Below are 12660 nucleotides of genomic sequence, written 5' to 3' on the forward strand. Positions count from 1 at the left end.
AAGTATTTTAATGGAATTTTAATAAATGATTAATAAATAGATCATCCTTGATGTTCCGTGCTATTTTCCCGTTTTACCGGTCATCATAAGAACCGTACTGCCTGTCTTATTGTCCATAGGATGTTTTTGCATGTAAAAGAAGCCTGAAATGGCAGTAAGTACCAGTAAAATGAAGGCTACCAGGAATATGCGCTTGATCATGTCTTTCATATCGAAAAATTTTAATGTTGATGGTAAATAAATCAATCTGCTCCTCCTATCAAGATCCTGGCTCCTGCTCCTTGCTGATGCTTTGGAAACAGGAACGGACTTTCAGTATTGATACTACTGATGACGTTCATCAAATATATTTTACCTTAGAACAATGCAAAAATCGTACAATTTATTCTTTAGAATTTAAAACAGTATCAGGATATCCTGATTATGGAGTGAATTTAACATTTTTTATTTGAATTTATATTCCATTTTATAATTTTTTAGTGAAAAAACAAAAGAAAATGAAATGAGACTCTCTGGACTATTAGATAAAAGCCGGTTATGAGCGTAACCGGCAGTATGATAAAGAAAAATTTTTATTTTTTATCCTGAAGCTTGTGGTAGATATTCTGGATGAGTCCATCTGCCACTGAGATTTTAGGAACGAATATCCTGTTGATGTCTGCCCAGGACATCACATTATTATACACTTTCAATGCATGTACAACTACGTCAGCACGGTCTTCCCTCATATTATAGCGGGTCATCCTTTCCTCAAGGGTCATTTCATTGAATTCCTTATATACCTTTTTAATATGGGCAAGGGAAATCGGCTTGCCTTCTTTGGTTTTGCTCATAGAGAACACTTTGTTGATGTTTCCTCCGGAACCTATGGCTACAATGGTTTTTTTACTGTTGATATTCTTCCTGATTTCTTCCTTCATTTCCTTCCAGTTATCTTCGGTAACCAGGTTATTCAGCAGTCTGATTGTTCCTATATTAAAGGATTTTTCATACTTCATCTTATCATTTTCATAGAAAGTAAGCTCTGTAGATCCACCTCCCACATCTACGTACAGATAGGCAAATTCCTTATCCAGGCCTTCAGCAACATGGTTTTCATAGATGAGGGTAGCTTCTTCGTCCCCTGAAATGATTTCGATGCTGATGCCTGATGTTTTCTCTACTTCCTCAATAATATCCTTTCCGTTGGCTGCATCACGCATGGCACTGGTAGCACAGGCGCGGTAATGGTCCACCTGATAGATTTTCATCAGGTCACTGAAGATCTTCATGGCGTCAATCACCATTTTCTCACGTTCTTCCCCGATTTTTCCGAGCGTGAAGACGTCCATTCCCAGTCTCAGGGGGATCCTGAGAAGGTTCAGTTTGATGAATTCAGGTTTGTTGTTATTTTCTTTTACTTCATTGATCAGGAGCCTTGCGGCATTACTTCCGATATCTATCGCTGCAATCTTCATTCAGGGTCTGTTTTGGCTTTTAAATATTTATAAATTTCAATCTGGGAGCGGCATTGCTTCTTATTATTCCTCACGTATTCATTATCGAGCTTTTTATTCAAGATCCTGGCCTTTACATTATCCCTCAGCTGGATGTCCAGAATATCTTTCATTTCTTTTTTCAGGTCTTTGTCGGTGATCTTTATCGCTGCCTCGATACGGTTGTCCAGGTTCCGTGTCATCCAGTCTGCTGAGGAAATGTACATGTCTTCTGCCCCTTTGCTGTAAAAATACATCACGCGGGCATGTTCCAGGTATTCATCCACAATGCTTATGGCATCTATTTTTTCTTTAAAATCTTTATGATTGACGGCGCAGTAGATTCCGCGGACAATCATTTTAACCACTACCCCGGCTTTAGCCGCATCATAGATCTTAAGAATCATTCCGCGGTCGCTCAGCGAGTTGACCTTGATGATCATTTCAGCTTTCCGTCCTGCTTTGGCTTCCTCGATTTCCCGGTCGATATGGTGGATGAACTTCTCACGCATAAACTGCGGACAGACCAGAAGGTTTTTACAGGTTTTCAGGACCGGCATAAAGTCGTCCTTCGGTTTTTTCAGGACGGAGAATACTTTGTTGATATCTGCCATCACGCCGCGGTCGGAAGTCATCAGCAGGTGGTCCCCGTAGACCCGTGCCGTTTTTTCGTTAAAGTTTCCGGTGCTCACGAAGCCATATTGAAGTGTTTTATTATGAGCGCGCTTTTTGATGACGCAAAGTTTAGCATGGACTTTCTTATTGGGAATACCGATCAGTACCCTGATGCCTTCCGGTTCCAGCATTTCTTTCCATTCGAGGTTGGATTCTTCATCAAACCTTGCCTGAAGCTCCAGCATGACCGTTACCTCTTTACCGTTTCTCGCGGCATAAATGAGGGCATTGATGATTTTTGAGCTGCTGGCCAGCCTGTAGGCTGTAATCTGTATGGATTTTACGTCGGGATCCATGGCTGCTTCACGCAGAAGGTCAATAACGGGGTTGTATTTATGGTACGGGAATGTAAGGAGCACATCGTTTTTTAAAATCACATCCGTAACCCGTTCTCCATGCTCAAAAGCAGGATGGGTAAAAGATGTTCTTTCTACCGGACGTTTGTAATCATCAAAAACATCCGGAAAATCCATGAAATGTTTGAAATTATGAATTTTTCCTCCCGGGATGATGCTGTCTTTCTTGGTGAGGTTCAGCTTACGGATCAGGAGCTCGAGCAGTGCCTTATCCATATCCTTGTCAAAGACAAACCTGGTCGGTTTTCCTTTCCGCCTGTTCTTAAGTCCTTTTTCTATCTTTTCTGCAAAATTGGTCCTGATGTCATTATCCAGGTCCAGCTCTGCATCTTTGGTTACCTTAAAGGCATGGGCAGAAAATTCGTCATATCCGAAGTAGGAGAAAATATGCGGCAGGTTGAACGTAATGATATCTTCCAGGAGCATGACATTCTTTTCTTTGGGATCTTCCGTAGGCAGCAGCAGAAAACGGCCGACAAACCGTGATGGGATCTCAATAATGGCATAATTGCTGGCATACTGCCAGTCTTTCTTGCTCATGGCCACGCCAAGATAGAGGCTTTTGTCCCTTAAATAAGGCATTGGCGTATTTTCATGCAGCAGGATAGGGATGACGTTGGATTCTATTACTTCGTCAAAATATTTGCTGACAAATTCCTTCTGGACAGGTGTGAGGCTTTTCGGGGATTTGATAAAGACCCTCTGATCTGCCATTTCAGCCTGGATTTTCTTCCATGTCTTATCGAAATTCTGCTGCTGGTGGATCACGATGTCATTAATCCTTTGGAGTATTTTGGACGGAGCCTGATAAAATGACTCCGCAATGACCTTTTCCTTGAAATCCATCGCCCGTTTCAGTCCGGCAACCCGCACCCGGAAAAATTCATCCAGGTTGTTGGAAAATATTCCTAAAAAACGGATTCTCAAATGCAAAGGGACCTTTTCGTCCATGGCTTCCTGCAAAACCCTTTCGTTGAAGGCCAGCCAGGTAATATCTCGCGGATTGAACTGTAATGACATTTTTCTACTTTATTTGACCAAAAATAACAATTCGACAGATGTTCAGCGGTACTGTCCAGGTTAAACTTTAATTAACTTTTAAATACTATAATGTAATGTTGCGCGAACCTTTATTGTGTTCATCTTCATAAGATCATGCCTTTCAAATATACGGTTAAATGGGTAATATTCAATACTGTATTATCAGGTATAGATGTATTTTTTTTCTTGTCTATAATTTTCAAATTTATTTTTTTTATAATAATTACTGGTAGGCAAATCTTTCAGATGCAATCCTGGTTTATGCAATTGTGTCAATTTGTCACAAATTTTGATGTGGTACAAATATTGAGAAATGATGCATATAGTTTAAAAAAGAAAATTAGAAAAATAAAAATATTATGAGTAAAATAATCGGAATCGACTTAGGAACAACCAACTCATGTGTTGCCGTAATGGAGGGTAAAGACCCTGTTGTTATTCCTAACGCGGAAGGTAAGAGAACCACGCCTTCCATTGTTGCCTTTACAGAAGACGGAGAAAGAAAAGTAGGGGATCCTGCAAAAAGACAGGCGGTAACTAACCCTAAGAAAACAGTATATTCAATCAAGAGATTTATCGGGACGCACTTCAAGGAAGATGCGAAGGAAATTTCAAGAGTTCCTTACGAAGTGGTAAGCGGACCGAATGATACAGTAAAAGTAAAAATCGACGACAGAGAATATACACCGCAGGAAATCTCTGCTATGACGCTTCAGAAAATGAAGAAAACAGCTGAAGATTACCTGGGTCAGGAAGTAACAAGAGCGGTAATCACTGTTCCGGCGTACTTTAACGATGCTCAGAGACAGGCTACCAAAGAAGCAGGAGAAATTGCAGGTCTTAAAGTTGAAAGAATCATCAACGAACCTACTGCTGCTGCATTAGCCTATGGTCTGGATAAAAACCATAAAGACCAGAAAATCGCAGTATACGATTTAGGAGGGGGTACTTTCGATATTTCTATCCTTGATTTAGGAGACGGTGTATTCGAAGTATTGTCTACCAACGGTGATACGCACCTTGGAGGTGATGACTTTGATGATGTGATCATTAACTGGATGGCGGATGAGTTCAAAGCTGAAGAAGGAGTAGACCTGAAATCTGATGCTATCGCATTACAGAGACTGAAAGAAGCGGCTGAAAAAGCTAAGATCGAGTTGTCTTCTTCTCCACAGACTGAAATCAACCTTCCTTATATCACTGCTACAGCAACAGGTCCTAAGCACCTGGTGAAAACTTTAACCAAGGCTAAATTCGAGCAGTTATCTGCTGACCTGGTAAAGAGATCTATGGATCCGGTAGCCAAAGCCTTGAAAGATGCAGGTTTATCTACTTCAGATATCGACGAAGTAATCCTGGTAGGAGGTTCTACAAGAATCCCGATCATCCAGGAAGAAGTGGAGAAATTCTTTGGTAAGAAACCATCTAAAGGAGTAAACCCGGATGAAGTAGTAGCTATTGGTGCTGCCATCCAGGGAGGAGTATTAACCGGTGATGTAAAAGATGTATTGCTTCTTGACGTTACGCCGCTTTCTTTAGGTATCGAAACCATGGGTTCCGTATTCACTAAATTAATTGAAGCGAACACCACGATCCCAACTAAAAAATCTGAAGTATTCTCTACCGCGTCTGACAACCAGCCGGCAGTAAGCATCAGAGTAGGACAGGGGGAAAGACCGATGTTCAATGACAACAAAGAGATCGGTAGATTCGACCTTACGGATATTCCACCGGCACCAAGAGGAGTTCCTCAGATCGAAGTAACCTTCGATATTGACGCCAATGGTATCTTAAGTGTTTCTGCTAAAGATAAAGGAACGGGTAAAGAACAGACCATCAAGATTCAGGCTTCTTCAGGACTTTCCGACGAAGAAATCGAAAGAATGAAGAAAGAAGCTCAGGAAAATTCTGCTGCTGATGCCAAGAAAAAAGAAGAAGTTGAAATCTTTAATAAAGCTGACGGATTGATTTTCCAGACTGAAAAACAGCTGAAAGAATTCGGTGATAAATTGTCTGCCGATAAAAAAGCGGCTATTGAAGCTGCTCACGGAGAACTGAAAACAGCTTTCGAAGCTAAAAATTCAGACGATGTGAAAGCGAAGACTGAAGCCTTAGATGCCGCTTGGATGGCTGCTTCAGAAGAACTGTATGCAGCAGGACAACAGCCGGGTGCTGATGCGGGAGCTCAGAATGCAGGAGGAAATAATGCAGGCGGAGCAGATGATGTTCAGGATGCAGACTTCGAAGAAGTAAAATAATGATTGATTAATAGTAATCACTGAAATAAAGCAAACCGCTGCAGGCATTGATCTGCAGCGGTTTTTATGTTTAATTCATTGCGGATAAATAGTTAGATAGTCAACGGATTGCTGACATAGCATGCAAAACAGAAAAGGCAAAATGGCTTCATTCTGTATTCAGGCTACAATAAACGGATATTTGGCTACATGCGGCCGTTGAAATCTCTGCAACTTTGCTTTAATAAAATATCACTAAAATGAATGTATTTGTTACAGGGGCATCGGGCTATAACGGCTCAGCAACAGTAAAAGAACTCATCCGTGCAGGACATCATGTAACGGGTCTGGCCAGGTCTGAAGAATCTGCAAAAATCATCCGTAATTTAGGCGCTGAGGTGCTCCGTGGACATCTTGAAGACCTCGATATCCTGCAACAGGGTGCCGTAAGTGCAGATGGAATTATCCATTGTGGGTTTAATCATGATTTCATGAAAGGAGGAGCAGCCACATTCTCTGATGCTGCAACAACCGACAAGAAAGCAATCTTCGCCATGGGTGAAGCACTGAAAGGGACAGAAAAGCCCATTGTGGTCACTTCCGGAATGCTGGGCCTGCCTAAGATCAACGGTTTCATTACCGAAGAAAGCATTGCAGAACATTCCCTTAGGTCATCGGAAGAAGCGGCACTGGCCCTGGCTTCAGAAGGGATCCGTGCCTCTGTTGTCCGTCTGGCACCCTCTGTTCATGACGCAGGAGATGCGGGCTTCATTCCTTTTATTATTAATCAGGCCCGTAAAAACGGGGTCTCGGCTTATCCTGATGATGGCAGGAACCGTTGGATAGGTGTCCATCGCCTGGATGCTGCAAAGGCTTTCCGTCTGGCAGTGGAAAAAGGGCATACAGGTGCATTGTATAACGTGGTGGACGGAGAAGCAATTGAAATGAGAGAGATCGCAGAACTGATCGGACAGGAACTGGACCTTCCTGTAGCCTCTGTTTCCGGCGAAGACCTGAACAACCATTTTGAATGGATGAGCCATTTTATTACCATGGATTGCCCCGCTGCCAATTTGAAAACCCGGGAAATGCTGGGCTGGAATCCTAATCATATCGGGCTTTTGGAAGATATGAGGCTTAATTATTTTTAAGGCTGATTTTCAAAATCCCGATTTCAGGAGTCATAATGCTTACCGTACTTGGAAAACTGCATTGAACGCTTTTAAGGTTCTGCAGTTAAAAGAGTACGGGATACGAATATTAAAGTCATCATATACGGCATCGAACCTCAATCAGGACCAGGGAATCCGGACCACAAAGCGTGCTGCGGGGATTATTGTGAAGCATGTTGCTTTACCGGATATAGCAACAGGTCAATTTTTCGATAGAAACAGAAATGAATTGGGCTGGTAACAGCAAAGCAAAACCAACTATAATGTATAATTTTGTGTAATGGAACAACGGCAGATACAAAGAATAAAAAGCATCAGCGAGTTTCACCGGTTGCGTGGCCTGCCCAAGCCTGAGCATCCTCTGATCAGCGTTGTGGATTATTCAGCCATCAAGAGGCCTTCGGATATTGGCGAAGTGAACCTTGTGCTCGATTTTTATATGATTTCGCAGAAAAGCGGGATCGGCGGGAAAATGTATTACGGGCAGCAGGAATTCGATTTTGATGAAGGAGTCATGGCATTTATAGAACCCAACCAGGTTTTCAGGATACAGTCTGATCCGGCTTCCACTGAAAAACGTTGGGGCTGGATGCTGCTTATTCACCCCGATTTTTTATGGAATACGCCGCTGGCCAAAAATATCAGGCGGTATGATTACTTTGATTATTCGGTCAGTGAAGCATTGTTTCTTTCGGAAAAAGAACAGAAAACACTGAATGGCATCATTGAAAACATCAGGCAGGAATACCATACCAATATAGATAAGTTCAGCAAGCAGATTATGATTTCGCAGATTGAAAGCCTGCTCAATTATTCGGAAAGGTTCTACAACCGCCAGTTCATGACTAGGGAAAAGGCCAATCATGATATTTTAGCACGTCTGGAAAAGCTGCTGGCAGACTACTTTGATGATGATTTGTCCATCAAAGGATTGCCTACGGTTCAATACATTGCCGATACTTTACATGTTTCGCCGAAATACCTGAGTAGTCTGCTCAAATTACTTACAGGGCAGAGCACGCAGCAACACATCCACGATCGACTGATCAGCAAAGCCAAGGAAAAATTATCGACGACAAATGTATCCGTCAGCGAAATCGCCTACGATTTAGGTTTTGAGCACTCACAGTCATTCAGCAAACTGTTCAAGACCAAAACACAGATGTCACCTCTGGAATTCAGGGCTTCATTTCATTAGTAACAAGCTCTGCATTACTGCTGATCAGAACACCTGACACCTATACTGTTGCCTAAGATTAAAGTCCCCTTCAAATATACATTGGAAGGGGTTTTTATCATACAGCCGGATTGGAGGCTGATCCTTAACAACCGCCATTATTTTCCATGATCTGACCTTTCCATTCCCTCTGAGACCTTTGTATGAAGACCTGTATCAACCGGAATGATACACTCTGGTGTAAATTCAGTAGAAATACCGATTGCCGGGAACTTCAGGATGACTAATTTTATCAGGTGATAATTATTTAATTTTAGGAATGGGCGAATTTTAAAAAGAGTTCATTAAAATAAATAAATTATTAAATTTATTATTAATATGTTGGATATATTAATAATAAATTTAAATTTGCACCCATAATCAGGTGATATTTTATTGTCTGATTATTGTAAAATCAATTAACCAAAAAACCGCATAAACATGAATAATATTCTAATCAGGGCAAAAGCTAAGCCCGTCACTCACTTCGCTATGAGCTCGTGACTTCATTGCGGTTTAAGCATTGTACGGTCTTTTCAGATCTTAATCAGGAACTATATCCGGAATTTTTTACACTGAGTAACACACGGGACTCTGAAGTGTTTATCATATTCTGATCTGGGACTTCCATTATATTTTCATGCTACATTACCTATTGATCTATTTTTCAATTTAAAAAACAATAATTATGGACGGAACAATTGGAGAAATCCGACTTTTTGCCGCAAACTTTGCTCCCAGGAACTGGCAGTACTGTAATGGGATGCTATTGGCCATCAGGTCGAACACGGCTTTATTTTCACTCTTCGGAACCGTGTACGGAGGGGATGGTGTAACCACTTTCGGACTGCCGAATCTTGCCGGCAGGTCAGCTGTCGGAGTCGGGCAGGCACCCGGACTATCCTATTATCAGCAGGGTAAACTATATGGAACAAATTCTGTGACTTTAACGATGCAGAATTTACCGGCACACACCCATACTGTATCAGGAAATGTTGTTATTCCTGCTTATTCGGATGAGGGTGACTCGGGAACTCCGGCGAACAATGTGCTTGCCGCCAAGTCAGCCATGTACAGCGATCAGGGCAGCGACTCAACTACAAGAACAATGCCATTGGCATTGCAGATAGGGACAGCAGGAAGCAGTGATGCCCTCACTTTTGTTCAGCCATCCCTGGGAATGAATTACATCGTATGCCTGTACGGAGTTTTTCCTCAAAGGTCCTGATCATTTTTAAAAATAAATCAATAACACATTAAAGACATCATTATGGAAGGTTATATAGGAGAAATCCGATTATTTGGAGGAAATTTTGCTCCGTTAGGCTGGGTTTTCTGTGACGGAACAAAATACAGTTTAGCACAATATACGGCAGCATTTTCAATATTAGGAACGACTTTCGGAGGTGACGGACAGAGCAATTTTGCCGTACCGGACTTTAGAGGCCGTGTAGCGGTAGGTACAGGACAGGGAGCGGGATTGACCGCCATCAATTTAGGGCAGACGGGAGGTACGGAGAATGTGACCATGACTTCTGCACAGATGCCTGCGCACACCCATACTGCATCGGCAACTATTACATTCCCTTGTTACTCAGATGGAGGAGACATAGGTTCTCCTACAGGAAATATACTGGGTGGGCTTTCCGGTGCTTATTCTACTCTGGCTCCGGATACCAATATGGCTCCGGCAGCTATTGCAGGTAACATATCCGTTGTGGGCAGTAACCTGCCTTTCAGCATCGTACAGCCAATTATGCCTACCAATTATATCATTTGTCTTGAAGGGTATTATCCGCCAAGAGACTAATTCTGCTTATCAATACTAAAAAAACTATCATTATGGAAGGAACCATGTCAGAAATAAGGATGTTTGCCGGAGATTTTGCCCCGAAATACTGGGCTTTATGCCAGGGACAGACATTAGCAATCAATACAAACCAGGCGCTTTTTGCACTTTTAGGAAATATGTACGGAGGCGATGGAAGAACAACGTTCATGCTCCCTAATTTTTCCGGAAGGACCGCTATGGGAACAGGAACGGGAATAGGAACAAAAACGTTTCAGCTGGGACAAATGGTGGGTACTGAAACGGTAACGTGTGACGTACAGCATATGCCTATGCACAATCATTTACCGGGATCGGAAACCATTTCGATGAAAACTTTTTCAGATGCAGGTAACACAGGTTCTCCTGGGGGCCATACGCTGGCCGCATTGCCCGGGCTGTATTCAACCCAGCAGGCAGACAGCAATATGAGGGCGATACCCAATGCCTTTGCATTAAGCACCGCAGGAGGAAGCCAGCCGATTGGCGTACGCCAGCCCTACCTTGGCATCAATTATATCATTTGTGTGTACGGTATCTTCCCGTCCAGATCTTAAAATAATTAACAGGCTTCCGGTTATATGCTTAACCGGAAGCTTTATCAGAATATGAAAATAGCTTTACTTTTACCTCGATCTGTCATCTATCCGTCGCTTTCTTTTGATATTATGGATGGTTTCAAACAGTCCCTGAAGAATATGGGCCTGGAGGGATACCATGAAATAGTTTCAGCCGGAATAGGAGTCGCTGCAAAACACGAGGAAATCTATGACCATTGCGAACAGTTTTTATTGTCCGGAACCGATGTCATCATAGGATATATGAATCCGCTTGCAGCAGAATTCGTACATCCTCTGTTTGAGTCTTCCGGCAAGACGCTGATTGTTCTGGACAGCGGATACCATTTCCCGAAATTTCAGAAGCTTAGCCATGCATGGTTCATTTCCCTTCAGGGAAGTTTATGTACCAGGGTCATTGTTCAGAAAGCCATTGAAGACGGCTTCAGGAATTTTGCATTCAGCTGCTCGTTTTATGATGCCGGGTACCGTCCTTCTTATGTGTATGCTGCGGCTGCGGAAGAAAAAGGAGGATCCATTGTATTCAACCACATTACTTCCCTGCGGCGTTCTGACTTTACTCTTCAACCTCTTAGAGAATTTCTTGAAAAAGAAGAAGGAACAGCAGTGCTGGCTTCCTTCTGTGGTGATATGGCAGAAGACTTTTTTAACGGAAGCAATGGCATGGCCGGTAATGGGATGGTTTACGGAACGTGCTTCACGTCCGATGAAACATGGCTGAACAAAATACCTTATCCCGGATATGACTGGAGCACAGCTGTAGCGTGGTCTGGGGAATTACAGATTCCTGAAAACAGGACTTTCGTAAGTATAATGAACAGCATCAGGGAAGGTAAAGCCAACCTTTTCTCATTGCTGGGATGGGAGGCTGCACAATTTATCGGACTGGAAAATACCAGCTTCGATGACATGTCCATCCACTCGCCCCGGGGGAATGTAACGGTAAATCCTGAAAACGGATTTACGGAAGCGGCTGTGTATTATGCTACCGTTTCAAAAGACGAAGTCACAGGAAACTGCCTTCTCACGAATCCGGAAGCTGCTTCAGTAACGGAATCGGAACGCGAAGGATTAAAAAATAATATTCAGTCCCTGAAGAATACCGAAGCTAATAGCTGGCTTAACGCTTATGCCTGTTTGGAATCATGATCAACAAACCTAAGATAGCTGTTTTATGCAACAACCGAATGGCGGTTCCGGCCCTGCAGTCTTTACATGCAGAAGGCCGGCTTTGTGCTGTAGGGGTGGCAGAAGGCAATACTGATGTTATTGATTTTTGCTCATGGCTTTCACAATCCGGAATTCCGCTTTTTATCATCAGCAAAGAAAACCAGTCTGTACAGATCATAGAAATGCTGGGTACAACAGCGGCAGACTATATCTTGACCATGACATTCCCGTGGAAAATCAGTCCGGAGCTCCTTCATGACTATCCGGATACCTTTTATAATTTCCATTACGGGCTCTTGCCTGAAATGCGTGGTGCGGATCCGGTCTTTGAATCCCTCAGGAGCAGGGCAAAAGAGACAGGAATTACCGTTCATGCCATTGACGAGGCGATAGACCGGGGTGCTATGATCCTCAAAAAGAATATTCCTCTTACCGCTGATATGACGCATGGCAGTTTATGCACGCGTTTGTCATGGTTAGGAGCAGGCCTCCTTCATGAACTTATCGTTTTACTGCAGGCAAAGGTAAAGGGAACACAACAGGATGAGCAGCATGCACGGTATTTTCCGAAACCCGGGATTGCCGATGTCTGTATTTCCTGGCAAAAGCAGGATGCTGAAACTGTAGAAGCACTTGCTAGGGCATGTAACCCATGGAATAAAGGCGCGTATACCCAATGGAACGGATGGAACATCAGGGTAGTGGAAGCTACGGTGGTTCATGGGATGGACAGTCATCCGGGACTTCCCGGAACTATTCTGTCATTGGATAAAGAACAGGGCTTTATCGTGAAATGTAATCATGATACCCATCTCAGGTTAGACATTGTCTATACCGATGAAGGATTCATGAGCGGACATAAGCTATCCGCCTTCGGACTTAAGAAAGGAGGACAGATGATCAATTTATAAC

At 42.8% G+C, this 12660-nt stretch carries 11 protein-coding genes; 8 read left to right on the forward strand and 3 right to left on the reverse strand.

Features of this window, described 5'->3' with window-relative positions; translation table 11 throughout:
* Positions 1–60 precede the first annotated feature (60 nt).
* From CGB83_RS20230 to ppk1, 3 genes are all read right to left on the reverse strand, one after another.
* Complete coding sequence (locus CGB83_RS20230) at positions 61–210, reverse strand: hypothetical protein (RefSeq protein ID WP_157761446.1); 150 nt, start codon at positions 208–210, stop codon at positions 61–63.
* A gap of 362 nt (positions 211–572) precedes the next feature.
* Complete coding sequence (locus CGB83_RS17140; protein WP_100076914.1) at positions 573–1457, reverse strand: Ppx/GppA phosphatase family protein; 885 nt, start codon at positions 1455–1457, stop codon at positions 573–575.
* Positions 1454–3526: a polyphosphate kinase 1 gene (gene ppk1 / locus CGB83_RS17145; protein ID WP_100076915.1), complete on the reverse strand. Its 2073-nt coding sequence runs from the start codon at positions 3524–3526 to the stop codon at positions 1454–1456. Before ppk1 ends, CGB83_RS17140 begins: the two co-directional genes overlap by 4 nt.
* 380 nt (positions 3527–3906) lie before the next feature.
* Here ppk1 and dnaK point away from each other — a divergent pair, with 380 nt between their 5' ends.
* The 8 genes from dnaK to CGB83_RS17190 all read left to right on the forward strand — a co-directional run bounded on the left by dnaK (position 3907) and on the right by CGB83_RS17190 (position 12659).
* Positions 3907–5805 (forward strand): molecular chaperone DnaK, encoded by a 1899-nt coding sequence (dnaK, locus tag CGB83_RS17155; RefSeq protein ID WP_100076917.1) that lies wholly within the window; start codon positions 3907–3909, stop codon positions 5803–5805.
* Positions 5806–6044: 239 nt separating this feature from the next.
* On the forward strand, positions 6045–6935 hold the full coding sequence (locus tag CGB83_RS17160) for an SDR family oxidoreductase (RefSeq protein WP_100076918.1): 891 nt from the start codon (positions 6045–6047) through the stop codon (positions 6933–6935).
* A gap of 301 nt (positions 6936–7236) precedes the next feature.
* Entirely contained in the window at positions 7237–8154 is a 918-nt protein-coding gene (locus CGB83_RS17165; protein ID WP_100076919.1) for a helix-turn-helix domain-containing protein, read from the forward strand.
* 706 nt (positions 8155–8860) lie between these two features.
* Complete coding sequence (locus CGB83_RS17170; RefSeq protein WP_100076920.1) at positions 8861–9400, forward strand: phage tail protein; 540 nt, start codon at positions 8861–8863, stop codon at positions 9398–9400.
* Positions 9401–9442: 42 nt separating this feature from the next.
* Positions 9443–9982 carry a phage tail protein gene (locus CGB83_RS17175; protein WP_100076921.1) on the forward strand — a complete coding sequence of 180 codons (540 nt, stop codon included), beginning with the start codon at positions 9443–9445 and terminating at the stop codon, positions 9980–9982.
* Between the two features lie 32 nt (positions 9983–10014).
* Positions 10015–10557, forward strand: coding sequence for a phage tail protein (locus tag CGB83_RS17180; protein ID WP_100076922.1), 543 nt, complete (start codon positions 10015–10017; stop codon positions 10555–10557).
* 51 nt (positions 10558–10608) lie between these two features.
* Entirely contained in the window at positions 10609–11727 is a 1119-nt protein-coding gene (locus CGB83_RS17185; RefSeq protein ID WP_157761447.1) for a type 1 periplasmic-binding domain-containing protein, read from the forward strand.
* Complete coding sequence (locus CGB83_RS17190; RefSeq protein WP_100076924.1) at positions 11724–12659, forward strand: formyltransferase family protein; 936 nt, start codon at positions 11724–11726, stop codon at positions 12657–12659. Before CGB83_RS17185 ends, CGB83_RS17190 begins: the two co-directional genes overlap by 4 nt.
* The last annotated feature ends 1 nt before the right edge of the window (position 12660 follow it).

The organism is Chryseobacterium camelliae, assembly GCF_002770595.1.
In the GTDB taxonomy this organism is placed as follows: domain Bacteria; phylum Bacteroidota; class Bacteroidia; order Flavobacteriales; family Weeksellaceae; genus Chryseobacterium; species Chryseobacterium camelliae.

What these genes read in the sequence shown, in the direction of transcription:
- CGB83_RS20230 (WP_157761446.1), bottom strand. Translation starts at nt 210, where the DNA reads ATGAAAGACATGATCAAGCGCATATTCCTGGTAGCCTTCATTTTACTG.
- CGB83_RS17140 (WP_100076914.1), bottom strand. Translation starts at nt 1,457, where the DNA reads ATGAAGATTGCAGCGATAGATATCGGAAGTAATGCCGCAAGGCTCCTG.
- ppk1 (WP_100076915.1), bottom strand. Translation starts at nt 3,526, where the DNA reads ATGTCATTACAGTTCAATCCGCGAGATATTACCTGGCTGGCCTTCAAC.
- dnaK (WP_100076917.1), top strand. Translation starts at nt 3,907, where the DNA reads ATGAGTAAAATAATCGGAATCGACTTAGGAACAACCAACTCATGTGTT.
- CGB83_RS17160 (WP_100076918.1), top strand. Translation starts at nt 6,045, where the DNA reads ATGAATGTATTTGTTACAGGGGCATCGGGCTATAACGGCTCAGCAACA.
- CGB83_RS17165 (WP_100076919.1), top strand. Translation starts at nt 7,237, where the DNA reads ATGGAACAACGGCAGATACAAAGAATAAAAAGCATCAGCGAGTTTCAC.
- CGB83_RS17170 (WP_100076920.1), top strand. Translation starts at nt 8,861, where the DNA reads ATGGACGGAACAATTGGAGAAATCCGACTTTTTGCCGCAAACTTTGCT.
- CGB83_RS17175 (WP_100076921.1), top strand. Translation starts at nt 9,443, where the DNA reads ATGGAAGGTTATATAGGAGAAATCCGATTATTTGGAGGAAATTTTGCT.
- CGB83_RS17180 (WP_100076922.1), top strand. Translation starts at nt 10,015, where the DNA reads ATGGAAGGAACCATGTCAGAAATAAGGATGTTTGCCGGAGATTTTGCC.
- CGB83_RS17185 (WP_157761447.1), top strand. Translation starts at nt 10,609, where the DNA reads ATGAAAATAGCTTTACTTTTACCTCGATCTGTCATCTATCCGTCGCTT.
- CGB83_RS17190 (WP_100076924.1), top strand. Translation starts at nt 11,724, where the DNA reads ATGATCAACAAACCTAAGATAGCTGTTTTATGCAACAACCGAATGGCG.